Origin of the sequence: Marinobacter sp. (assembly GCF_048266785.1) — a bacterium.
In the GTDB taxonomy this organism is placed as follows: domain Bacteria; phylum Pseudomonadota; class Gammaproteobacteria; order Pseudomonadales; family Oleiphilaceae; genus Marinobacter.
Genome location: NZ_JBLWYX010000004.1, coordinates 65,353 through 88,971, shown reverse-complemented (window position 1 = coordinate 88,971; position 23,619 = coordinate 65,353). Strand labels below are relative to the sequence as shown.

The 23,619-nt window shown below is 53.4% G+C and carries 17 protein-coding genes; 13 read left to right on the top strand and 4 right to left on the bottom strand.

The features are described from left to right. Positions 1-56: 56 nt before the first annotated feature. Both ACN0V1_RS07900 and ACN0V1_RS07895 read right to left on the bottom strand, forming a co-directional pair. A complete protein-coding gene (locus ACN0V1_RS07900) occupies positions 57-488 on the bottom strand; it encodes a universal stress protein (protein WP_417544476.1) in 432 nt (143 codons plus the stop codon). Between the two features lie 75 nt (positions 489-563). Continuing rightward, positions 564-1,379, bottom strand: coding sequence for a hypothetical protein (locus ACN0V1_RS07895; protein ID WP_417544475.1), 816 nt, complete (start codon positions 1,377-1,379; stop codon positions 564-566). Between the two features lie 426 nt (positions 1,380-1,805). Here ACN0V1_RS07895 and fadB point away from each other — a divergent pair, with 426 nt between their 5' ends. From fadB to topA, 3 genes are all read left to right on the top strand, one after another. Next, a complete protein-coding gene (gene fadB / locus ACN0V1_RS07890) occupies positions 1,806-3,953 on the top strand; it encodes a fatty acid oxidation complex subunit alpha FadB (RefSeq protein ID WP_417544474.1) in 2,148 nt (715 codons plus the stop codon). A gap of 33 nt (positions 3,954-3,986) precedes the next feature. Next, positions 3,987-5,162 carry an acetyl-CoA C-acyltransferase FadA gene (gene fadA / locus ACN0V1_RS07885; RefSeq protein ID WP_417544473.1) on the top strand — a complete coding sequence of 392 codons (1,176 nt, stop codon included), beginning with the start codon at positions 3,987-3,989 and terminating at the stop codon, positions 5,160-5,162. Between the two features lie 269 nt (positions 5,163-5,431). Then, positions 5,432-8,071, top strand: a complete 2,640-nt coding sequence (gene topA / locus ACN0V1_RS07880) for a type I DNA topoisomerase (protein ID WP_417544472.1) — start codon at positions 5,432-5,434, stop codon at positions 8,069-8,071. Positions 8,072-8,150: 79 nt separating this feature from the next. On the opposite strand, the gene ACN0V1_RS07875 is transcribed toward topA, so the two are convergent. Both ACN0V1_RS07875 and gltA read right to left on the bottom strand, forming a co-directional pair. Next, the gene (locus ACN0V1_RS07875) at positions 8,151-9,023 is read right to left on the bottom strand and encodes an NAD(P)-dependent oxidoreductase (protein WP_417544471.1); all 873 of its coding nucleotides are present in this window, start codon (positions 9,021-9,023) and stop codon (positions 8,151-8,153) included. 134 nt (positions 9,024-9,157) lie between these two features. After that, on the bottom strand, positions 9,158-10,432 hold the full coding sequence (gene gltA / locus ACN0V1_RS07870; protein ID WP_417544470.1) for a citrate synthase: 1,275 nt from the start codon (positions 10,430-10,432) through the stop codon (positions 9,158-9,160). A 477-nt stretch (positions 10,433-10,909) separates the two neighbouring features. Here gltA and sdhC point away from each other — a divergent pair, with 477 nt between their 5' ends. The 10 genes from sdhC (at position 10,910) to ACN0V1_RS07820 (ending at position 23,608) form a co-directional block, all read left to right on the top strand. Then, the gene (gene sdhC, locus ACN0V1_RS07865; RefSeq protein WP_417544469.1) at positions 10,910-11,287 is read left to right on the top strand and encodes a succinate dehydrogenase, cytochrome b556 subunit; all 378 of its coding nucleotides are present in this window, start codon (positions 10,910-10,912) and stop codon (positions 11,285-11,287) included. Continuing rightward, positions 11,278-11,625 (top strand): succinate dehydrogenase, hydrophobic membrane anchor protein, encoded by a 348-nt coding sequence (gene sdhD / locus ACN0V1_RS07860; protein WP_417544468.1) that lies wholly within the window; start codon positions 11,278-11,280, stop codon positions 11,623-11,625. The genes sdhC and sdhD overlap by 10 nt, the downstream gene beginning before the upstream one ends. A gap of 3 nt (positions 11,626-11,628) precedes the next feature. After that, positions 11,629-13,401: a succinate dehydrogenase flavoprotein subunit gene (gene sdhA, locus ACN0V1_RS07855; protein ID WP_417544467.1), complete on the top strand. Its 1,773-nt coding sequence runs from the start codon at positions 11,629-11,631 to the stop codon at positions 13,399-13,401. Between the two features lie 14 nt (positions 13,402-13,415). Then, complete coding sequence (locus tag ACN0V1_RS07850; RefSeq protein ID WP_417544466.1) at positions 13,416-14,120, top strand: succinate dehydrogenase iron-sulfur subunit; 705 nt, start codon at positions 13,416-13,418, stop codon at positions 14,118-14,120. 314 nt (positions 14,121-14,434) lie between these two features. Then, positions 14,435-17,272, top strand: a complete 2,838-nt coding sequence (locus tag ACN0V1_RS07845) for a 2-oxoglutarate dehydrogenase E1 component (RefSeq protein WP_417544465.1) — start codon at positions 14,435-14,437, stop codon at positions 17,270-17,272. Between the two features lie 25 nt (positions 17,273-17,297). Beyond that, the gene (gene odhB / locus ACN0V1_RS07840) at positions 17,298-18,560 is read left to right on the top strand and encodes a 2-oxoglutarate dehydrogenase complex dihydrolipoyllysine-residue succinyltransferase (RefSeq protein ID WP_417544464.1); all 1,263 of its coding nucleotides are present in this window, start codon (positions 17,298-17,300) and stop codon (positions 18,558-18,560) included. Positions 18,561-18,595: 35 nt separating this feature from the next. Beyond that, the gene (gene lpdA / locus ACN0V1_RS07835) at positions 18,596-20,038 is read left to right on the top strand and encodes a dihydrolipoyl dehydrogenase (protein ID WP_417544463.1); all 1,443 of its coding nucleotides are present in this window, start codon (positions 18,596-18,598) and stop codon (positions 20,036-20,038) included. 196 nt (positions 20,039-20,234) lie between these two features. Beyond that, positions 20,235-21,401, top strand: a complete 1,167-nt coding sequence (gene sucC, locus ACN0V1_RS07830) for an ADP-forming succinate--CoA ligase subunit beta (protein WP_417544462.1) — start codon at positions 20,235-20,237, stop codon at positions 21,399-21,401. Further along, complete coding sequence (sucD, locus tag ACN0V1_RS07825; RefSeq protein WP_291949598.1) at positions 21,401-22,273, top strand: succinate--CoA ligase subunit alpha; 873 nt, start codon at positions 21,401-21,403, stop codon at positions 22,271-22,273. Before sucC ends, sucD begins: the two co-directional genes overlap by 1 nt. A 120-nt stretch (positions 22,274-22,393) precedes the next feature. After that, positions 22,394-23,608 carry a tryptophan--tRNA ligase gene (locus tag ACN0V1_RS07820; RefSeq protein ID WP_291949601.1) on the top strand — a complete coding sequence of 405 codons (1,215 nt, stop codon included), beginning with the start codon at positions 22,394-22,396 and terminating at the stop codon, positions 23,606-23,608. Positions 23,609-23,619 lie beyond the last annotated feature (11 nt).

The following is a 23,619-nucleotide window of genomic DNA, read 5'->3' as shown; positions in this document are numbered from 1 at the left end:
CGGTGCAGACTATGCCCCGGGCTGTTTTTATCCGGAATCTGTATTTACAGAAGGTATCAGCGAATCCTGATGGCCAGAACGTCGCATTCGGTCCCATGTAGAACACCGTTGGCTGTTGAGCCCAGAAGCAGCTGGAACCCTTTTCTGCCGTGGCTCCCCACAATCACCAGATCTGCCTCCTGTTCTTTGACCAGGCGGTGAATTTCAGACTCTGGCCGGCCTACGGTAACAATCTGGTTGGCCTTATCGACACCATACTGATCACCGTAGGCGGTAAGCTGCTCACGGGCAGCTTTATCGAGCTGATCCTGCAGTTCTGTCAGGTCCATGGGGATATCGCCACCGTAGGCGTAGCCCACAGGCTCTACAACGTGTATCAGAACCAGATTTGCACCATGCGCATCACTCATTGCTCTGGCCTTATCCAGAACCTGTGGTGCTTCTTCAGTAAGATCTATGGCAACAAGCATTTTTTTGTATGCAGACATCCCTAACTCCTTTGTGTTCAGGCTTTATTACAGCATAGTACGCGAGCCAGCCCGGGGAAAGGGGTACTTGGGTTCTCAGGCCTTTTGCTGAAGCAACCCGATAACCGTGGTCAGGCTCTCAAGGATCCGTTTGGAGTACCTGTCGATTACAAAACCAACATTGTTTTCGTTGTAATTGATGTAAGAGCCGCGGATGAACTGCCATTTGGCAGCGACGTCGTTCAAAATGACATCCAGCGCATCGTCACTTTTGCCTTTAACAACAATTGCCATTAGCTGCTCAAACTCCCTTGCCTGCTCGTCAAGAGGCGCCTCAGTAGATGAGCCCTGAAACGTCTGGGCAACGGATGAATTGGTGCGGACCGAGTATTTCGCCATCATCTGGGCAATCTTCACGGCGCCCATTCGTGCTGCTTCCAGTCGCGGGCTGGTTTTCGTCTGGGAATTTTCCTGGGCAATCTGGTAAAGCTCCGTTGCCGAATCGTTCATGGTCAGCGCCTGGTTGGCCATATCGGAAACCTGCCGCAAATCCGGGTAGCCGGTATTGCGCACATCATTGATGTTGTCACGCATCAAGGCTTTGAACTTGTCGAACTCCTTGTTGAGCGCTTCAATCTGTTCGGTTGTCAACACGCCACTTGTGCTCTTTGTGAGCAGATTCATGGCGTCGTTGGCTGAATTGATACCTGCTATGATCTGGTTCAGGGTATTGGTGGTGCCGCTTCCAATGAATCGATAGTAGGCATCCAGGGAAATATAATTGCTGACGCGAAAGCTGTGAAGCTGAGACAGGAAATCGTCAGCGTCCTGCGCCCGGGCACTCATCGACGTGAGCATGAGTAGTAGCAGTGCAGAGACCAGGGAGGGCGTCCGCAGGCGGGTGGTTTTCATCGGATGAGTCTCCGTAAAGCGTTTATTATTGTGTACCAAAGTCGTAGATCGAAGGTAAAGTAACTTCTCCGGCCAATCAAGCGGTTTTGCGAGTGTTGGCTTGGAGAAATGTAAACATTTTTGAAATTTGCGTGATTAAGTTAAAGTTTTTTCTCTGTACTACGCATAGCTGTATGAAAAATAAGAGCTATGCACTAAAAAGACATCGAAATGTTGGTCATGTGGTGTGTGGCAAGAAAGAAACAAATTGACAAACGTGTTGTTTTTTCTCATCGTGTGCCCTAACGATTCAAACGACTGTATGAATTTTTGAGTCGATTAATCGGGCAGTGACCGAAATCTCGCTGCATGAACAGCTCTGGCAGCTCGCGACTGGGCTCAGGCCAGAGCTGGAAGCAGTTCCAAACACAGACTGGAGATCAGTTGATGATTTACGAAGGTAAAGCCATCACGGTTAAAGAGATCGAAGGCGGGATCGCTCAGTTGGACTTCGACTTGCAAGGCGAGTCGGTAAACAAGTTCAACCGTCTTACTATTGAAGAGCTCCACGCCGCGACTGATGCACTTAAAGCACAGAAGAAACTCAAGGGCCTGGTGATAACCAGCTCCAAAGACAGTTTCATTGTTGGTGCTGATATTAATGAGTTCACCGACCTGTTCGCCGGTTCGGAAGAAGATCTGGTAGCCAACAACCTCAGAGCCAACGCCATTTTCAGTGCCGTAGAGGACCTACCGTTCCCGACAGTTACGGCCATTAACGGCATCGCGCTGGGTGGCGGTTTTGAAATGTGCCTGGCTACGGACTACCGGGTTATGGCTCCCAAGGCGAAGGTCGGCCTGCCGGAAGTGAAGCTGGGTATTTTTCCGGGCTTCGGCGGAACCGTTCGCTTGTCCCGTCTGGTGGGTGTGGACAACGCTGTTGAGTGGATCTGTGGTGGCGCAGAAAATCGTGCTGACGCAGCGCTGAAAACTGGCGCAGTCGACGCGATCGTTGAGCCTGCAAAACTGGTCGAGGCCGCAGTGGCCATCATCAACCAGTGCAATGAAGGCAAGCTTGATTACGAAGCGCGTCGTGAAGAGAAAAAGGGCAAGATCAAATTGAATGCCATGGAAAGCATGATGGCGTTCGAGATTTCCAAAGCATTTGTCGGTGGCAAAGCGGGTAAGAACTACCCTGCGCCGGTGGAAGCGATCAAGGTAATGCAGAAGCACGCTGGCTTGACCCGCGACAAGGCGATTGAAGTGGAAGCCAAAGGCTTTGCCAAAATGGCGAAGACGAATGTGGCTGCTTGCCTTGTGGGTTTGTTCCTGAACGATCAGGAGCTGAAGAAAAAAGCCAAGGCGTGGGAAAAAGAAGCGTCTGACGTGAAACTGGCCGCTGTACTGGGCGCCGGAATCATGGGTGGTGGTATTGCTTATCAGTCAGCACTGAAAGGCACGCCAATCATCATGAAGGACATCAACCAGGACGGCATTGCGCTGGGCCTCAAAGAAGCCAAGAAGCAGCTGACCAAGCGTGTTGATAAAGGGCGCATGAATGCCGGGCAGATGGCTGATGTTCTTAACAGCATTACGCCAACCCTGAACTACGGTGATTTCAAGAACGTAGATCTGGTTGTTGAAGCTGTTGTTGAGAATCCCAAGGTAAAAGACGCTGTTCTGTGTGAAGTTGAAGAGATGACCCGTGATGACGCCATTCTGACGTCTAACACATCAACTATTTCAATCGACCTTCTGGCCAAGAACCTTAAGCGGCCTGAAAACTTCTGTGGCATGCACTTCTTCAACCCGGTGCCCATGATGCCGTTGGTTGAAGTTATCCGTGGCAAGAAGACAAGCGATCGCGCCATTGCAACAACCGTTGCTTACGCAAAGGCGATAGGCAAGACCCCGATTGTTGTAAACGATTGCCCGGGCTTCCTGGTCAACCGCGTCCTGTTCCCTTATTTCGGCGGCTTTTCCGGTTTGATTCGTGACGGTGCCGACTTCCAGAAAGTCGACAAGGTGATGGAAAAGTTTGGCTGGCCAATGGGGCCTGCATACTTGCTTGACGTTGTCGGCATGGACACTGCCAAACACGCCAACGATGTAATGGCTGAAGGCTTCCCTGAGCGCATGAAGGCAGACTACAAGTCCGCCGTTGAAGTAATGTTCGAGAACGATCGTTACGGTCAGAAGAACGAAAAAGGCTTCTACAAATATGAGCTGGACCGCAAGGGCAAGCAGAAGAAGGTTGTCGATGAAGAAACCTACAAGCTGATTGAACCGGTTGTTCAGGGTAAGAACGATTTCAGTGATGAGGATATCATTGCTCGCATGATGCTCCCTCTGTGCCTCGAAACCGTTCGCTGCCTGGAAGATGGCATTGTTGCAGGCCCGGCTGATGCTGATATGGGTCTGATCTTCGGTATCGGCTTCCCGCCGTTCCGCGGCGGTGCCCTGCGTTATATCGATGATATGGGCGCAGATATGTTCGTAGAACTGGCAGACAAGTTCGCAGATCTCGGTCCTCTGTACCACCCGACCGAGAAACTGCGTGAAATGGCCAGAACTGGCGAAAAGTTCTTTGGCTAACCCTGAACGAGATTTCCGAACGGAGAAAGATCTATGAGCCTTAATCCGAGAGACGTTGTCGTCATCGATTGCGTGCGGACTCCGATGGGTCGTGCCAAAAATGGCTGTTTCCGCAACGTGCGTGCGGAGACCCTGTCGGCAACGCTGATTGATGCATTGTTTGAGCGCAATCCGAAGCTCGACCCGAAAGAAGTTGAAGATGTGATCTGGGGTTGTGTAAACCAGACCAAAGAGCAGGGGTTTAACGTGGCCCGGCAGATTTCCCTGCTGACCCGTATTCCCCATGAGTCTGCAGCCCAGACAGTAAACCGTTTGTGTGGTTCCGCGATGAGCGCAATCCATACAGCGGCGCAGGCCATCATGACCGGTAACGGTGATGTGTTCATGGTTGGTGGTGTAGAGCACATGGGGCACGTCCCCATGACTGAAGGCTTTGACCATAACCCTGCGGCTTCCAAGTATTCTGCCAAGGCCTCCAATATGATGGGCCTGACCGCAGAAATGCTGGCCAAGATGCACGGTATTACCCGTCAGCAGCAGGATGAGTTCGGTGCGCGTTCACATCGCCTGGCTCACGAAGCGACGCTGGAAGGCCGCTTCAAGAACGAAATCGTACCTATTGAAGGTCACGATGAGAATGGCTTCAAAGTGCTGATCGAGCACGATGAGACGATTCGCCCACAGACCACTGCGGAATCACTGGGCCAGCTCAAGCCGGCTTTCGATCCGAAGAACGGAACTGTAACGGCGGGTACCTCCTCTCAGTTGACTGATGGTGCCGCAGCGATGGTGCTGATGTCTGCAGAGCGCGCAGAAGCGCTGGGTCTGAAGCCGATTGCGAAGATTCGCAGCATGGCAGTAGCCGGCTGTGATCCCGCAATCATGGGTTACGGCCCTGTGCCGGCAACCAAAAAGGCGCTCAAGCGTGCAGGTCTGAAAGTTGAAGATATCGACTTCTGGGAACTGAACGAAGCCTTTGCCGGGCAGTCTTTGCCAGTATTGAAAGACCTGAAACTGCTGGGTGTAATGGAAGAGAAGGTTAACCTGAACGGCGGCGCGATCGCTCTTGGCCATCCGCTGGGCTGTTCCGGTGCCCGTATCTCTACAACACTGCTGAACGTAATGCAGGACAAAGGCGGTAAGCTTGGTGTTTCCACCATGTGTATCGGCCTGGGTCAGGGTATTGCAACGGTCTGGGAGCGCCTGTAAGCCGTTAGACGGATACAGTAACGCTTTCATGGAAGGCCCGGCATGCGCCGGGCCTTCCTGCTTTCAGTGCAGTCTCAAGGTGCGTCCTGAGAACTGGAAAAGCATGGTTGAAACAAAGAATGGGTTGTCTTGCTATTCCTGACCCTGTAAAACAGTGAGCCTATACATAATGGCGGCTCCTATAGTTTTTCCAGCCGATTGATTTTACAGCGAGTTTCCGGTCCGCATTTTTACTGACCGATTTATCGCCAAGGATACAGATCTCCGATATGGGTAAAAGTCTCGTTATTGTCGAGTCACCAGCGAAAGCGAAGACCATCAACAAGTACCTGGGCTCTGACTTCATAGTAAAGTCCAGCGTCGGGCACATTCGTGATCTTCCCGTCAGTGGCAGCGGATCCCAGTCTGATCCGAAAGAACGCGCCAGGCAGGCTGCGGTCACTCGCAAACTCAGCCCCGAAGACAAGATTGCGCATAAAAAACGCAAGGCTCGTGAGCAGTTGGTTGCCCGGATGGGAGTCGATCCCGACAATGACTGGAGCGCCCGTTACGAAATTTTGCCTGGCAAGGAAAAGGTTGTCAGTGAGCTCAAACGACTTGCCAAGAATGCTGACTATATCTATCTCGCAACGGATCTTGACCGCGAGGGGGAAGCCATTGCGTGGCACCTTAAGCAGACCATTGGTGGCGAGCCTGAAAAGTACCGCCGTGTGGTGTTCAACGAGATCACCAAGCGCGCGATCCAGGAGGCGTTTGAAAACCCGGGAAGTCTCGACAGTAACCAGGTAAGCGCTCAACAGGCGCGACGTTTTCTTGACCGGGTTGTGGGTTACATGGTGTCGCCTCTGCTTTGGGCCAAGCTTGCCCGCGGGCTGTCCGCCGGCCGGGTGCAGTCGGTTGCGGTGCGATTGATTGCAGAGCGAGAGCGCGACATACGGGTGTTTGTCCCGGAAGAATACTGGCAGCTTTTTGCCGGGCTGGGTGCCAAAGCCAGCGCTCAACCCGTTCGGTTTGAGGTTACCCGCTACAACGACAAGCCATACCGCCCGGTTAACGAGCAACAAAGTGTTGAGCACGTAGAGCGCCTTAAAGCAGGCAGCTTTGAAGTATCCAAGCGGGAAGACAAGCCGACCAGATCTCGCCCGGGCGCACCATTTATTACGTCGACCTTGCAGCAGGCAGCAAGTAACCGGATGGGGTTCAGCGTCAAGAAAACCATGATGCTGGCCCAGCGCCTCTATGAGGCCGGGTACATTACTTACATGCGTACCGATTCGACGAACCTGAGCCAGGACGCCATCAATGGCTGTCGTGATTACATTCAGGATCAGTTCGGTGACCGCTATCTGCCAGAGAAGCCCAAGGTTTATGGCAGTAAGGAAGGTGCTCAGGAAGCCCACGAAGCCATTCGTCCCACCGAGGTGACTCGTCAGGCCTCCGCGATTAGCGGTCTCGAAAAAGATGCAGAGAAACTTTATGAGTTGATCTGGCGCCAGTTCGTTGCCTGCCAGATGGCTGAGGCTGAATTCCTCAGTACATCCATCGTAGTGGCCAATGGTGACTATGAGTTGCGCACCCGTGGGCGCATTATCAAGTTCGAAGGTTTTCTCAAGGTTGCGCCTCAGTCGGCCAAGAAGGAAGAAGATGTTGCGCTGCCGGATATCAAGGTTGGGGAGTCCCTGAGTCTCGAAAAGCTTGAGCCAAGCCAGCACTTTACCAAGCCAGCGCCTCGTTACACGGAAGCAAGCCTGGTCAAAGAGCTTGAAAAGCAGGGTATTGGCCGCCCATCGACCTATGCATCGATTATCTCGACGATCCAGGATCGGGGCTATGTGCGTCTGCAGAACCGACGTTTCTATGCTGAAAAAATGGGTGAAATTGTTACCGATCGGCTGTGTGAGTCGTTTTCCAACCTGATGGATTTTGATTTTACGGCAAAGATGGAAGGCGACCTTGACCATATTGCCGAGGGTGACGTGGAGTGGAAGAAGGTTCTTAATGATTTCTACGCCCGTTTCCGTCAGCAGTTGGAGTCAGCAGAGGCTGCCGATGGCGAAGGCGGTATGCGCCCGAACGATCCAACCGAAACCAGTATCCCGTGCCCGACTTGCGGTCGGAATATGCAGATTCGGGTAGCCAGTACTGGTGTGTTCCTTGGCTGCTCTGGTTATTCGCTGCCGCCGAAAGAGCGCTGTAAAACCACCATCAACCTGGTATCAGGTGACGAAGTTGTCAGCGCCGATGACGACGTTGAAGGTGAGGGCGAAACCCTGTTGTTGCGCAAGAAGCGGCGTTGTCCTATATGCTCTACCGCAATGGACAGCTACCTGGTGGATGAAACCCACAAGCTGCACGTTTGCGGTAACAACCCTGACTGCCCAGGTTATGAGGTAGAAGAGGGTACGTTCCGCATAAAAGGCTACGATGGACCAACGCTGGAATGTGATAAGTGCGGCTCTGAAATGCAGCTGAAAACAGGCCGCTTTGGCAAGTATTTTGGCTGTATGAGCGATACCTGCAAGAACACCCGTAAGCTCTTGAAGAGCGGTGAACCTGCGCCCCCCAAAATGGATCCGGTTCCAATGCCAGAACTGCAATGCCAGAAAGTGGATGACACTTATGTATTGCGTGACGGCGCATCCGGAATGTTTTTGGCGGCCAGCAAGTTCCCGAAAAATCGTGAGACTCGTCCACCTCTGGTTATGGAAATCAAACCGCACCGGAAGGAAATCGATCCCAAGCACGATTACTTGATGGAGGCCCCGGAGCGGGATCCAGCGGGTAACCCTACGGTCATTCGGTACAGCCGCAAGACCAAAGAGCAGTATGTGATGTCGGAAAAAGACGGTAAAGCGACCGGCTGGTCCGCGTGGTATGTGAATGGGAAATGGCAGCCCCGCGAGAAATAGCAGCGGTTTCGCGCTTGATTGGAAAAAACGGTCAGAGTAAGCGCTCTGACCGTTTTTTATTCACCTAATCTCTTTTGGCTTATCTGAACTTACGCAATCTCTGAATCAGTGAAGACGTGTCCCAGCGCTTCCCGCCCATCTCCTGAACATCGCCATAGAACTGATCCACCAGAGCTGTGACCGGCAATGAGGCGTTCACTTTACGAGCCTCATCCAGGCAAATGCCCAGGTCCTTGCGCATCCAGTCCACGGCAAATCCATGATCAAATTCGCCATCAATCATGGTTCCTGAACGGTTTTCCATCTGCCACGACTGAGCGGCTCCCTTGGAGATGACGTCCACAACTTTTCTGACATCAAGGTTAGCCTGTTCGGCAAAGTGCAGGGCCTCGGAGAGCCCCTGGACCAGGCCGGCAATCGCAATCTGATTCACCATTTTTGTTTTCTGACCGCTGCCAGCGGGGCCCATCAGATTCAGCGCCTTGGCATAGTGTTGCAGCAATGGCTGGGCTTTGGCGAAGTCTGCGTCGGAGCCACCACACATGATGGTAAGCTGGCCATTCTGTGCCCCTTGCTGGCCACCGGAAACCGGTGCGTCAATAAAGCCCATGCCGGCTTTGCGGGAAGACTCGGCGAGCCTTTCTGCAACCCCTGCTGATGCGGTTGTGTGATCTACGAGAATGGCGCCTGATTGCCCGTGCGCCAGAATGCCATCCTCACCTTCATAAACCGCAATCAGGTCCTTGTCTGCGCCCACGCAGGTTAAAACGAAGTCTGCGCCGTCTACGGCTTCTGCGATGGTTTGGCACGCAGTTCCGGGATACTCCTTTGTCCATTGCAGGGATTTTTGTGTTGAGCGGTTCCATACGCGGACGGTAAGGCCGGCGTTGGCCAGGTGGCCGGCCATGGGGTAACCCATAACGCCAAGGCCGATAAAGGTTGCGGTCGTCATTGCTATCTCCTTTTAAGTTATGGAGCTTAAGTTAGCACAGAGTTAAACGGTTTCTGGATCAAAAGCTTTATTTGTCACCCGCATAAAAAAGCCGCTTAATCAGCGGCTTTTTGGTTTCCGGAACTGGCAGCGCGTTACTTTTTAGGGTAATCCCGTGCCGGAGAGCCGGTATACAGCTGGCGAGGACGGCCAATGCGGTAGTCGCCGCTGACCATTTCGTTCCAGTGAGAGAACCAGCCGATCGTCCGTGACATGGCAAAGATTACTGTAAACATGGACGTTGGAATTCCGATTGCCTTGAGGATCAGGCCGGAATAGAAATCCACGTTCGGGTAAAGTTTGCGCTTAACGAAGTACTCGTCTTCCAGTGCAATCTGCTCAAGGCGCTGGGCGATTTTCAGGAGCGGATCATCTTCCAGCCCCAGCTCCTTCAGAACTTCGTGTGCAGTTTCAGCCATTACCTTGGCGCGTGGGTCGAAGTTCTTGTAGACCCGGTGACCAAAGCCCATAAGCCGGAAAGGATCATCTTTGTCCTTGGCCCTGGCAATGAATGTTTCAATGTTCGACTCGTCGCCGATTTCCGCGAGCATGTTCAGGACGGCCTCGTTGGCGCCACCGTGAGCCGGGCCCCAAAGTGCTGCAATGCCGGACGCGATGCAGGCATAAGGGTTGGCGCCAGAAGATCCGGCCAGCCGAACAGTAGATGTTGATGCGTTCTGTTCGTGGTCAGCATGCAGAATGAAAATCTTGTCCATGGCTTTCGCCAGGATCGGGTTTGGCTTATAGGGCTCGCAGGGGACACCAAACATCATTTGCAGGAAGTTTTCGGAATACGAAAGGTCGTTCCTCGGGTAAACAAATGGCTGGCCAATGCTGTACTTGTAGCACCAGGCTGCAATCGTCGGCATCTTCGCGATCAGACGATGCGCGGTGATTTCACGCTGATGTTCGTCAGTAACATCCATCTGGTCGTGATAAAACGCAGAAAGCGCGCCGACAACACCGCACATGATGGCCATTGGATGCGCGTCCCGGCGGAAACCGTGGAAGAAATTGCGCATCTGATCATGCAGCATGGTGTGGTTTTTGATCGTGTCGTGGAACTGCTTGTTTTCTGCGGCTGTGGGCAATTCGCCTTTCAGCAGCAGGTGGCAGACTTCCAGGTAATCCGAGTACTCCGCGAGCTGTTCAATGGGGTAGCCCCGGTGCAGAAGAACGCCGTTGTCACCATCAATGTAAGTGATGGCCGACTCGCAGGCTGCTGTTGAAACAAACCCTGGGTCGTAAGTGAAAATGCCTTGCTGGACTAGGCCTCGTACGTCGATGACGTCAGGGCCAACGGTGCCGGAATAAACCGGTAGCTCAATGGACTTGTCCCCCACCGAGAGCGTGGCTTTCCTGTCGGTCATAGTGCTCTCCTGTTTATCAGCTTGAACAGCATAGGCTGCCTTTATAGTTGCATGAGAAGGCGCGTATTATCGCAAAACTGGCGGCAAAATATAGGGTGTTGGCTTTTTTTGTCAATGAAAGAGTGGGGGAGCCCGGTGGCGTTGTCCTTGTTGTAAATCAGGGATATCACGAATAACGCGGCTTTCAGACAAAAATTGTGTTTGTCAATACGTCTTATAGCTTGCTCAGCTGGTGCCTCCGGGATGCTTTTGCATGGGTTGCGCGTTTGTAATTATACGGGCGTCTCCTTATAATCCCTAGCCCGGAATCGGGGATTCATCTTCACGGGGGTTTGTTCGTAGCAAGCTACCTGTTTGGTGTCCGCCCTCCTGAACCAATCGGTTGTTGATCCCGTATCCTTCATCCGATCGTTACATACCAACTATCCGCTACCGGTCCGCCGGCTTTGCGGTATCAAAAGAGAGTGTGAGAGCGCTGTGAATAGCAAACGACCAGTAAATCTCGATCTCAGCAAGTTTCATTTTCCGCTGCCAGCCATTACGTCCATATTGCACCGCGTCAGCGGCATCATCATTTTTGTTGGTGTTGCGTTCATGCTTTACGGGCTTCAGCTTTCCCTATCCGGGGAAGACGGCTTCAGTCAGGTCAGTGAATTGCTGAACGGCTTCCTTGCCAAGCTGATTATCTGGGGCATCCTGTCTGCTCTGCTTTACCATCTGGTTGCTGGTATCAAGCACCTGTTCATGGATATGGGCATAGGTGAAGAACTGGAGAGCGGGCGTGCGGCCGCCAAGATCACAATTGCAGTTTCCGTCATCCTCATTGTTGTGGCAGGAGTCTGGATATGGGCATGAATAGCGTGACCAACATTGGCCGTAACGGCATTCAAGACTGGATCATCCAGCGTGTTTCCGCTTACATATTGGCCTTTTATACTTTGTTTTTGCTCGGCTTTTTTGTAACGACCGATGTCGATTACCAGTCTTGGTCAGCCCTGTTTGATCAGGCGTGGTTCAAGATCTTCACGCTACTCACTCTGCTTTCGATTGGTGCCCATGCCTGGGTTGGCCTTTGGACAGTTTCTACGGACTACATCAAATCTGCTATGCAACGTTTTCTTTTCCAGGCTGCGTGCATTCTCGTGATTTTCGTGTATGTGGTTTGGGGTATTCAGATTATTTGGGGGCTTTAATTGATGGCTAATATCAAGACCATGTCGTACGACGCTATTGTTATTGGTGGCGGTGGTGCCGGTATGCGAGCAGCCCTGCAGTTAACCGAGTCGGGCGTTAACACAGCGTGTATCACGAAAGTTTTTCCAACCCGCTCGCACACAGTGTCTGCCCAGGGTGGCATCACTTGTGCGATCGCAAGCGCTGATCCCAATGATGACTGGCGCTGGCATATGTACGACACCGTCAAAGGCTCTGACTACATTGCCGACCAGGACGCTGTTGAATATATGTGTTCAGTGGGGCCGCAGGCTGTTTTTGAGCTTGAGCACATGGGTCTGCCATTTTCGCGCACGGAACAGGGTCGCATCTACCAGCGCCCGTTCGGTGGTCAGTCCAAGGGGCCGGATAACCCGACCCAGGCTGCGCGTACTTGTGCTGCTGCCGACCGTACCGGTCACGCACTGCTGCATACTCTGTATCAGGCGAACCTCAAAGGTGGCACTACTTTTCTGAACGAGTGGTACGCCGTCGATCTGGTCAAGAACAGCAAGGATGAAGTGGTTGGCGTTGTCGCTATTGAAATTGAAACTGGTGAAGTGGCTTACATCAAGTCCAAAGCCACCGTGCTGGCAACAGGCGGAGCAGGCCGAATCTACGCTTCCACAACCAACGCGCTGATCAACACCGGCGATGGTATCGGCATGGCACTGCGTGCCGGTTTCCCGATGCAGGACATGGAAATGTGGCAGTTCCACCCAACCGGGATATACGGTGCCGGTACGCTGGTAACGGAAGGTTGTCGGGGTGAGGGCGGTTACCTGATCAACTCTGAAGGCGAGCGCTTTATGGAGCGTTATGCTCCGAATGCGAAAGACCTGGCTGGCCGTGACGTCGTCGCGCGCTCCATGGTTATCGAGATTCTCGAAGGTCGCGGTTGTGGACCGGAGAAGGATCACGTTCTGCTGAAGTTGGATCACCTGGGTGAAGAGACTCTGAATCTGCGCCTGCCGGGTATCTGTGAGTTATCCCGTACATTTGCTCACGTGGATCCTGTAAAAGAGCCGGTACCGGTTGTTCCAACCTGTCATTACATGATGGGCGGTGTTCCTACAAACGTAGGTGGTCAGGCGCTGACCCAGGATGAAAAGGGTAACGATCAGCCGATCCCGGGCCTGTTTGCCTGTGGCGAGGCGGCGTGCGTTTCCGTTCACGGTGCAAACCGCCTTGGTGGCAACTCGCTGCTGGATCTCGTTGTTTTCGGTCGTGCGGCGGGCCTGCACATTGAAGAACAGCTGCGCGGTGGCTTTGAGGCTGACGGTGCAACCGATGAGGATATCAAGCGCGCCATGGCTCGTCTGGATCGTCTGAACAGCGCATCGGAAGGCGAAAGCGTCGCCGAAGTTCGTAAGGATCTTCAGAACTGCATGCAGCTTTACTTCGGCGTATTCCGCGACGGTAAGAGCATGGAAGAAGGTCTGGAGAAGCTGGAGGCTATCGGCCAGCGTGTTCGTAACACCAAGCTGGCAGACACCAGTAGTGCGTTTAACACTGCGCGCATTGAAGCGCTGGAACTGGATAACCTTTTTGAGGTGGCTCAGGCTACCGCGATTGCTGCAAACGAGCGTAAAGAGAGCCGTGGTGCCCATGCCCGTAACGACTTCACCGAGCGTGATGACGAGAACTGGTTGAAGCACTCTCTCTACTTCCCGCTGGATAAGCGTATTGGCAAGCGTGACGTTAACTTTTCGCCGAAAACCGTCGAAACCTTCCAGCCAAAAGTCCGGACTTACTAAGGGGGACATATATTATGTTGGTAAGCCTTTACCGTTATAACCCGGAAACTGACAACGCCCCTTACATGCAGGACGTTGATGTTGAGCTTCCGGCAGGAAAGGATCTGATGGTTCTTGACGTGCTCAATCTCATCAAGGAGAGCGATCCGTCAATGGCCTATCGCCGCTCGTGCCGTGAAGGTGTTTGCGGTTCTGATGGCATGAATATGAACGGCAAAAATGGTCTTGCGTGCATTACGCCGATGTCTCAGGTCGTCAAGAATGACAAGCTGGTATTGCGCCCGCTGCCGGGTCTGCCGGTTGTTCGTGATCTGGTCGTTGATATGAGCCTGTTCTACAAGCAGTACGAAAAAGTGATGCCGTACCTGATTAACGGCAATCCAGCGCCCGCCATTGAGCGTTTGCAGTCCCCAGAAGATCGCGAAAAGCTGGATGGCCTGTATGAGTGTATTCTCTGTGCGTGCTGTTCCACGTCCTGCCCATCGTTCTGGTGGAATCCGGACAAGTTCATTGGTCCGGCTGGACTGTTGCAAGCATACCGCTTCCTTGCTGATAGCCGTGATACGGCTCAGGCGGAGCGCCTTGCCGATCTGGATGATCCGTTCAGTGTTTTCCGTTGCAGGGGTATCATGAACTGTGTCAGCGTTTGCCCGAAAGGCCTTAACCCCACAAGGGCAATAGGCCATATTCGAAATCTTTTGCTGCACCGGGCGACTTGAGCGGCAGAATCGAAGACAGGCGCTATACTGATCTGACCAGGTTGGAACCCGGAAGGCCTCGCTTTATGCGGGGCCTTCAACCAAAGGCTTATAGTCAATGGTCTTACCCGGGTGCACACTACGCAAGCCGTGGCGGGAACTTACCATGTTTTCTTGCGGTGTTGCTGAGTACAAAAAAATCATTGGGGAACGGAAAACATCCGTGTTGGGTGTGGTTGCCACAGTCGATCCCGTAAAAACCCGTATTGACTGATATTTACCCCTGGCCGACCATACTTGGCTCCCCCGCACCAGCCCAAGGTGAGCTATTCAAAATGCAAGAAAGCATGATGGAGCAGTTATGGCAGACGTCCCACTTACAGGGTGGAAATCTGGCCTATGTCGAACAGCTTTTTGAAACCTACCTGACAGACCCTAATGCCGTTTCCGAAGAGTGGCGCAGTTTTTTTGACAAGCTTCCGAGCGTTGACGGCTATCACGGCCGTGATGTCATTCACTCTTCGATCCGCCAGCAGTTTGAGCACATATCCCGCAATCAGCGTTTTCTCGCAAATAACGGCGTGCCGGCCAGTGCAACGTCGGATGCTGATAAAAAGCAGACACGTGTTCTCCAGCTAATCAACGCTTATCGCTTCCGTGGTCATCAGGAAGCAAAACTTGACCCGCTTGGAGTTTGGCAGCGACCGAGCGTCGAAGATCTTGACCCGTCGTTCCATGATTTATCGGAAGCTGACCGGGATCTGACCTTCCAGACCGGTTCTCTGAGCTTTGGCTCTGAAACCATGAAACTCGGAGACATCGTCGACGGATTGCAGCAGACGTACTGCGGCAGTATTGGCGCCGAGTACATGTACATAATTGATACCCGCATTAAGCGCTGGTTTCAGCAGCGTATGGAGCCGGTTCGCTCCCAGCCGGGTTATGAGGCCAAGACGCGCAAACATATTCTGGAGCGCCTCACGGCGGCTGAAGGCCTGGAAAAATATCTTGGCTCCCGTTACCCCGGCGTCAAGCGTTTCGGGCTTGAGGGCGGCGAAAGCCTTATTCCCTGCATGGACGAGCTTATCCAGCGGGCAGGCCATTACGGCGCCAAGGAAATTGTTCTGGGTATGGCCCACCGTGGCCGCCTGAACATTCTGGTCAATACACTTGGCAAGAACCCCAAGGAGCTGTTCGACGAGTTTGAGGGCAAAAGGCTGGCCGATTCAGGCTCCGGTGACGTTAAGTACCACCAGGGGTTCTCATCGAACGTGATGACCGAAGGCGGTGAGATACACCTTGCGATGGCGTTTAACCCATCTCACCTTGAAATCGTATCGCCGGTAGTTGAAGGCTCTGTGCGTGCCCGTCAATCCCGTCGTTCCGATACAGTAGGTAATCAGGTGGTTCCCGTTATCATGCACGGTGATGCGGCATTTGCCGGTCAGGGTGTGGTGATGGAGACCTTCCAGATGTCCCAGACCCGTGGTTTCGGAGTGGGCGGCACCATTCACATTGTTATCAACAACCAGGTTGGCTTTACCACCAGCAAACAGGAAGATGCGCGCTCTACAGAGTATTGCACTGACATCGCCAAGATGGTTCAGGCGCCGATACTGCATGTGAACGCGGACGACCCTGAAGCGGTTGTTTTTGTGACTCAAATGGCGATGGACTATCGCAACGAGTTCAGGGGCGACGTGGTTATCGATCTGGTTTGTTATCGTCGTCGCGGGCACAACGAAGCGGATGAACCCGCCGCAACTCAGCCGATGATGTACGAAAAGATTCGCAAGCTGAAGACGACCCGCATGATTTATGCGGAGAAGCTGGTTGCTGCGGGTGTCGTAAGTGAAGACGAAGCCAAGCAGATGGAAAATGATTATCGTGACGCGCTGGATAATGGCGAGCACGTGGTCAAATCCCTTGTCAAGGAGCCCAATAAAGACCTGTACGTTGACTGGTCGCCTTATCTGGGCCATCAATGGACTGCCAAGTGCAAGTCCAGTGTGCCATTGAAAACTGTGCAGAAGCTGGGTAAAAAGCTGACCCAGGTACCTGAAGGATTCAGTGTTCAGCGTCAGGTTTCGAAGATTGTCTCGGATCGCGAGAAAATGACAGCGGGTGCCTTGCCCATCAATTGGGGCTATGGCGAGATCATGGCTTACGCAACGCTGTTGAATGAAGGACATCCTATCCGGCTGACCGGTCAGGATGTGGGTCGTGGAACCTTCTCTCACCGCCATGCGGTTTTGCATAACCAGAAAGACGGATCCAGACATATCGCTCTTGCGCAACTCTCTGACAAGCAGCCGATGTTTGAAATTTATGACTCGCTGCTCTCTGAAGAGGCGGTGATGGCGTTCGAATACGGCTACTCCACCACCACGCCAGATACGCTGGTGGTATGGGAAGCACAGTTCGGTGACTTCGCAAACGGTGCCCAGGTTGTTATCGATCAGTTCCTCACCAGCGGTGAGCACAAGTGGGGGCGCCTGTGTGGGTTGACCCTGCTGTTGCCGCACGGCTATGAAGGGCAAGGGCCAGAGCATAGTTCTGCACGCCTTGAACGCTTCTTGCAACTGTCTGCCGAGCACAATATTCAGGTATGTGTGCCAACAACACCTTCCCAGGTGTTCCACATGTTGCGTCGCCAGGTAAAGCGCCCGCTGCGTAAGCCGCTGGTTGCTATTACACCCAAGAGCTTGCTGCGTCACAAGGAAGCGACCTCGGATCTGGATGACTTGACGTCAGGCACCTTCCAGACCGTTCTTCCCGAGAAAGAACTGCCGGAAGCGAAAAAAGTTACCCGGGTTATTCTTTGCAGCGGCAAGGTCTATTTCGATCTGCTGGAAAAGAAGAAAACCGATGAGCGCGACGATGTTGCCATTGTGCGCATTGAGCAACTTTATCCGTTCCCCAATGAAGATCTGGATGAAACTCTGGCCCAGTACTCAAAGTTGAAACACGTGGTTTGGTGTCAGGAAGAGCCTATGAACCAGGGCGCCTGGTACAGCAGTCAGCACCACATGCGCAACGCGCTGCAGCGGCTGAACCCCAAGCTTCATCTTCAGTACGCCGGTCGTGAGGCCTCCGCTGCTCCGGCAGCAGGTCATATGTCTGTTCATATTGAAGAGCAGAAAAATCTTGTTAACGACGCGTTTGAAATCTGACGAGCTACCGAACTAAGGAACTGTAATGTCTACTGAGATAAAAGCACCCGTTTTCCCGGAGTCGGTCGCAGAGGGTACCGTCGCGACCTGGCACAAACAGCCCGGCGAAGCCTGTTCACGTGATGATCTGATCGTCGATATTGAAACCGACAAGGTGGTCCTTGAGGTTGTAGCGCCAGCTGACGGCGTTATTGAAGAAATCGTCAAAGGAGAAGGTGACACCGTGGAAAGCGGTGAGGTTATCGGCAAATTCAAAGAAGGTGCCGTGGGCGACTCCGACTCTGCTGACAGCAAGGGCAGTAAGGATAGCAAAGCCGACGCCGGCGAAGATGGCGATGCTGACAAGGATGCTGACAAGAAAGAGGCCAAGCCTGATCAAAGCCAGAGCTCGGACGACGCCATTCTGAGCCCTGCAGCCCGCAAGCTGGCTGATGAGAATAACGTTGATCCGGGTTCCGTCAAGGGTACTGGAAAAGACGGTCGAGTAACCAAAGAAGATGTTCAAAATCATGTAAATAGTGCAAAGTCTTCAAGTGGTTCCGCGAAGGTTTCGGCTGCAACGCCTGAGGCCAATATTGCTGCGGGAGAGCGTATGGAAAAACGCGTTCCCATGACGCGCCTGCGTGCAAGCATCGCTAAACGCCTGGTGAATGCCCAGCAAACAGCAGCCATGCTGACGACTTTTAATGAAGTCGACATGGGCCCAATCATGGAGCTGCGTAAGCAGTACCAAGAGAGCTTTGTGAAGCGCCACGACATCAAGCTGGGCTTTATGTCGTTTTTCGCCAAAGCTGCAACCGAAGCCCTGAAGCGTTTCCCCGCAGTTAACGCGTCTATCGACGGAAACGATATGGTTTACCACGGCTATCAGGATATCGGTGTTGCGGTTTCCACTGAGCGTGGTCTGGTGGTTCCGGTACTTCGCGATGTAGATGCACTGGGACTGGCAGATATCGAGAAGAAAATTGTCGAGTACGGCACCAAGGCAAAAGGTGGCAAGCTTGGAATTGAAGATATGACTGGTGGTACCTTTACCATAACCAACGGTGGCATTTTTGGATCGCTTCTTTCTACGCCGATCCTGAATCCACCGCAAACGGCTATCCTGGGTATGCACAAAATTCAGGAGCGTCCGATGGCGGTCAATGGCAAGGTGGAAATCCGTCCAATGATGTACCTTGCGTTGTCCTATGATCACCGTATGGTCGACGGCAAGGAGGCGGTGCAGTTCCTTGTGGCCATCAAGGAAATGCTCGAAGACCCGGCGCGTATTTTGCTGGACGTCTGAGCCGACACTTAACGAATCGGAAAACAGGATTAACTATGTCTGATAAGTACGACGTAATCGTCATTGGCGCTGGCCCTGGTGGCTATGTTGCCGCCATAAAAGCGGCTCAGCTTGGCCTTAAAACCGCATGTGTCGAGTCGTGGAGCTCCGAAGATGGCAAAAGCCAGGTACTAGGTGGCACCTGCCTTAACGTGGGCTGTATTCCTTCCAAAGCGTTGCTGGAAATTTCTCACAAGTTTGAGGAAGCGAGCCACGATTACGAAATGCAGGGCATCATTGCCAAGGATGTCAAAATCGACATCGCCAAGATGATGGAACGCAAGAGTGGCATCGTTAAACAGCTGACGGGTGGTATTGCCGGGCTGTTCAAGGCCAACGGAGTGACTTCCTTTCACGGCCACGGCAAGCTTCTGGCTAATCGTCAGGTTGAAGTCACGGATAAAGACGGCAAGACAAAAACCTACGAAGCAGAGAACGTTATTATAGCTACCGGCTCCAAGCCTATTGATATACCGCCGGCCCCTATGACCGAAGGCTATATCGTGGACTCTGAAGGTGCGCTGGAATTTGATGAGGTTCCCAAGCGTCTTGGCATCATCGGTGCTGGTGTTATCGGGCTTGAGCTGGGCAGTGTCTGGGCTCGTCTGGGTTCGGAAGTGACGGTACTTGAAGCACAGGACACCTTCCTTCCCGCTGTAGATCAGCAGGTTGCCAAGGAGGCTCTGAAACAGCTCCGCAAGCAGGGCCTGAATATTGTAATGGGTGGCCGGGTAACCGGTGCCGAGGTCAAGCGCAAGCTGGTCAACGTGAGCTACGAGGACAGCAAGGGCAAGCAGGAACTGAAAGTCGACAAGCTGATTGTTGCCGTTGGCCGCCGGCCATACACCGACAATCTGTTGTCAGCAGATTCTGGCGTTAGCATGGATGAGCGTGGTTTTATCTTTGTTGACGAAAAGTGCAAAACCGAGGCGCCGGGTGTATGGGCCGTGGGCGACGTTGTTCGTGGCCCAATGCTGGCGCACAAAGCCTCGGAAGAGGGCGTCATGGTTGCCGAGCGTATCGCTGGCCACAAGCCGCAGGTTAATTATGACTGTATTCCTAACGTCATCTACACATCGCCGGAAGTGGCCTGGGTAGGTAAGACGGAGGAGCAGCTCAAGAGTGAAGGCGAAGCCTATAAGGTTGGTACTTTCCCGTTTGCGGCTAATGGTCGTGCGATGGCGGCAAACTCCACCTCAGGCATGGTGAAAATCATTGCCGACGAGAAGACTGATCGAATTCTTGGCTTCCACGTTGTGGGCCCACAGGCATCGGAAATCGTTGCTCAGGGCGTTATCGCCATGGAATTTGGCTCCAGTGCAGAAGATCTGGCGTTGACCTGCTTTGCACATCCGACTCTGTCCGAGTCTGTGCACGAGGCAGCGCTGGCGGTTAACGGTGGCGCGATTCATATTGCGAACCGTCGCAAAAAGAAGTAACGCAAGCCAGGAAGCAGGGGCGCCCGTGATGGCGCCCCTTTACCATAAAAACAGCTGATTTCCGGTTGCGATCATGGCGAGTTCAGGTGACCCCCTGTCCGCCGAACCGAATTCGCAGTAAGGACTCCCCGGCTGGGGAGTCGCGGGTTCACTTTCCGTACGTGGTTATCCTTCATCAAAAAGCGGGACACTAACTATGAATTTGCACGAATATCAGGGCAAACAGCTTTTCGCTGAGTATGGCTTGCCAGTATCACAGGGCATTGCCTGTGATACTCCGGATCAAGCAGTAGCAGCAGCAGAAAAGATCGGCGGCAACAGCTGGGTTGTGAAAGCTCAGGTTCACGCTGGCGGTCGCGGTAAAGCCGGCGGTGTAAAGCTGGTCAAGAACACTGACGACATCCGCGCGTTTGCAGAGCAGTGGTTGGGCAAGCAGCTCGTTACTTTTCAGACCGACGAGCACGGCCAGCCGGTCAGCAAGATTCTGGTTGAATCCCTGACGGATATCGATCAGGAGCTGTATCTTGGCGCGGTTGTCGACCGTGGCACTCGCCGTATCGTATTCATGGCATCCACCGAAGGCGGTGTCGAAATTGAAACGGTTGCGGAAGAAACTCCTGAGAAAATCCTGAGAGCCGAAATCGATCCGTTGGTAGGTGCGCAGCCATACCAGGGTCGTGAGCTGGCGTTCAAGCTTGGGCTGGAAGGCAAACAGATTGGTCAGTTCACCAAGATTTTCCTGGGCCTGGCAAAGCTGTTTGAAGACTACGACCTGGCACTGATGGAAATCAACCCGCTGGTAATCACTCCAGCCGGTGATCTGCACTGCCTGGACGCCAAGATTGGTGTCGATGGCAACGCGTTGTACCGTCAGAAGAAGTTGCAGGAAATGCGCGATCCTTCACAGGAAGATGCCCGTGAAGCCGAAGCTGCAGCCTGGGAACTGAACTACGTTGCACTTGAAGGCAATATCGGCTGCATGGTTAACGGCGCTGGTCTGGCCATGGGTACCATGGACATCATCAAGCTTTCTGGCGGCCGCCCGGCTAACTTTCTGGACGTTGGCGGCGGTGCGACCAAAGAGCGCGTATCCGAAGCGTTCAAGATCATCCTGTCTGACGATGCAGTGCAAGCCGTGCTGGTTAACATCTTCGGCGGTATTGTTCGCTGCGACATGATTGCCGAAGGCATCATTGGTGCGGTTAAAGAAGTTGGGGTTAAGGTGCCAGTTGTTGTTCGCCTTGAAGGTAACAATGCTGAACTGGGTTCCAAGGTACTGGCTGAAAGTGGCCTGAACATCATCGCCGCCAGCAGCCTGGCCGATGCTGCAGAGCAAGTCGTTAAAGCCGCAGGGGGTAAATAATGAGCATCCTGATTAATAAAGACACCAAGGTAATCTGCCAGGGCTTTACCGGCGCACAGGGTACATTCCACTCTGAGCAGGCGATTGAGTACGGCACCAAGATGGTTGGTGGTGTTAGCCCGGGTAAAGGCGGCACTGAGCATCTGGGGCTGCCGGTGTTCAACACCGTACGTGAAGCTGTAGAAAAGACCGGTGCTCAGGCTACCGTGATCTATGTTCCGGCTCCGTTCTGCAAAGACGCCATCATTGAAGCGGCGGACGCCGGCCTTGAACTGATTGTGTGCATCACTGAAGGCATTCCGACCATCGACATGCTGTACGCCAAAGAATACGTTGATCGTAAAGGCGTTCGCATGATCGGGCCTAACTGTCCGGGCGTAATCACACCGGGCGAGTGCAAGATCGGCATCATGCCAGGCCACATTCACAAGCCAGGCAAGGTCGGTATCGTATCCCGCTCCGGCACCCTGACTTACGAAGCAGTCAAACAGACCACAGACTTCGGCTACGGCCAGTCTACCTGCGTGGGCATTGGTGGTGACCCGATTCCGGGATCCAACTTCATCGATATCCTCAGGCTGCTGCAGGACGACCCGCAGACCGAAGCGATTGTTATGATTGGTGAGATCGGCGGCACCGCTGAAGAAGAAGCGGCTGCGTTCATCAAGGAAAACGTCACCAAGCCTGTGGTTTCCTACATTGCCGGTGTTACAGCACCTCCGGGCAAGCGTATGGGCCACGCCGGTGCCATCATCTCTGGTGGTAAAGGTACGGCAGACGAGAAATTTGCGGCTCTGAACGACGCTGGTGTTAAAACCGTGCGCAGTCTGGCCGAGATTGGCAAGGCTCTGAAGGAAGTGACTGGCTGGTAAAGCCGGTTTCTTTCGCTAAAACCCCCGTTTCTGTTCTGCAGAGCGGGGGTTTTTTATTTATAATGCCGGGTCGTCTGATCTACCATGGGCGGATCCCATTCAAATGAAGGAGTTTGTGCTTTGAGTTCTGTAGATTCCCAGCAACGGGTATTGTCCGGTATGCGTCCGACCGGCAAGCTTCATCTTGGTCATTACCACGGTGTGCTGAAAAACTGGGTGAAACTCCAGCACGAATTCGAGTGCTTCTTCTTTATCGCCGATTGGCATGCCCTGACGACACACTACGATGACCCCTCCGGCATCGAGCAAAGTGTCTGGGACATGGTGATCGACTGGCTGGCCGCCGGGGTGAATCCCGGCTCCTCCACCATGTTTATCCAGTCCCAGGTGCCTGAGCATGCGGAACTGCATTTGCTGTTGTCCATGATCACCCCTCTGGGCTGGCTGGAACGCATTCCCACCTACAAGGACCAGCAGGAAAAGCTGCGTGAAAAAGACCTGGCAACTTATGGTTTCCTGGGCTATCCGTTGCTGCAGACGGCCGACATACTGATGTACCGCGCGGGCAAGGTGCCGGTGGGTGCAGATCAGGTGTCTCACGTTGAAATCACCCGTGAGATAGCCCGCCGTTTCAATCATATCTACGGGCGCGAACCTGGGTTTGAAGATCAGGCGGAGTCTGCCATCGTCAAGATGGGCAAGAAAAACGCCAAGCTCTACCGCACGCTAAAAAAGAGATACCAGGAAGAGGGTGATCTGGAAGCTCTGGAGACCGCTCGCGCCTTGCTTATGGAGCAGCAGAACATTTCCATCGGTGATCGTGAACGCCTGTATGGATACATTGAAGGTGGTGGCAAGGTCATTCTCCCGGAGCCACAGCCCTTGTTGACGCCAGACTCAAAAATGCCGGGGCTTGACGGACAGAAAATGTCCAAGTCCTACAATAACTACATTGGCCTGCGGGAAGATCCCGACAGCGTGGCTCAGAAAGTCCGTACCATGCAAACGGACCCCCAGCGGGTGCGGCGGACAGATCCAGGCGAGCCGGAGAAGTGTCCGGTGTGGGGGCTGCACAAAGTCTACTCCGATGAAGCAACGAAAGAGTGGGTTCAGACCGGTTGCCGCAGCGCCGGTATCGGCTGTCTCGACTGCAAAAAACCGCTTATTGATTCGATTCTGGAAGAGCAGCGCCCCCTGCGTGAGCGGGCTCTTGAATATGAAGACAATCCCGATCTTGTGCACTCCATTTTGCAGGAAGGGCGTGAACATGCCCGGGACGCAGCCCGTGATACGCTAGAGGAAGTCCGGGCAGCAATGGGTCTGAGTTATCGTTAAGTCAGCCAAGC

Bases quoted from the DNA above. Each gene is read 5' to 3' on its own strand.
- lpdA (WP_417544463.1), top strand. From the start codon at position 18,596: ATGTCTGATAAGTACGACGTAATCGTCATTGGCGCTGGCCCTGGTGGC.
- sdhA (WP_417544467.1), top strand. From the start codon at position 11,629: ATGGCTAATATCAAGACCATGTCGTACGACGCTATTGTTATTGGTGGC.
- topA (WP_417544472.1), top strand. From the start codon at position 5,432: ATGGGTAAAAGTCTCGTTATTGTCGAGTCACCAGCGAAAGCGAAGACC.
- ACN0V1_RS07875 (WP_417544471.1), bottom strand. From the start codon at position 9,023: ATGACGACCGCAACCTTTATCGGCCTTGGCGTTATGGGTTACCCCATG.
- sucC (WP_417544462.1), top strand. From the start codon at position 20,235: ATGAATTTGCACGAATATCAGGGCAAACAGCTTTTCGCTGAGTATGGC.
- ACN0V1_RS07845 (WP_417544465.1), top strand. From the start codon at position 14,435: ATGCAAGAAAGCATGATGGAGCAGTTATGGCAGACGTCCCACTTACAG.
- fadB (WP_417544474.1), top strand. From the start codon at position 1,806: ATGATTTACGAAGGTAAAGCCATCACGGTTAAAGAGATCGAAGGCGGG.
- ACN0V1_RS07900 (WP_417544476.1), bottom strand. From the start codon at position 488: ATGTCTGCATACAAAAAAATGCTTGTTGCCATAGATCTTACTGAAGAA.
- fadA (WP_417544473.1), top strand. From the start codon at position 3,987: ATGAGCCTTAATCCGAGAGACGTTGTCGTCATCGATTGCGTGCGGACT.
- gltA (WP_417544470.1), bottom strand. From the start codon at position 10,432: ATGACCGACAGGAAAGCCACGCTCTCGGTGGGGGACAAGTCCATTGAG.
- sucD (WP_291949598.1), top strand. From the start codon at position 21,401: ATGAGCATCCTGATTAATAAAGACACCAAGGTAATCTGCCAGGGCTTT.
- sdhD (WP_417544468.1), top strand. From the start codon at position 11,278: ATGGGCATGAATAGCGTGACCAACATTGGCCGTAACGGCATTCAAGAC.
- odhB (WP_417544464.1), top strand. From the start codon at position 17,298: ATGTCTACTGAGATAAAAGCACCCGTTTTCCCGGAGTCGGTCGCAGAG.
- ACN0V1_RS07895 (WP_417544475.1), bottom strand. From the start codon at position 1,379: ATGAAAACCACCCGCCTGCGGACGCCCTCCCTGGTCTCTGCACTGCTA.
- ACN0V1_RS07850 (WP_417544466.1), top strand. From the start codon at position 13,416: ATGTTGGTAAGCCTTTACCGTTATAACCCGGAAACTGACAACGCCCCT.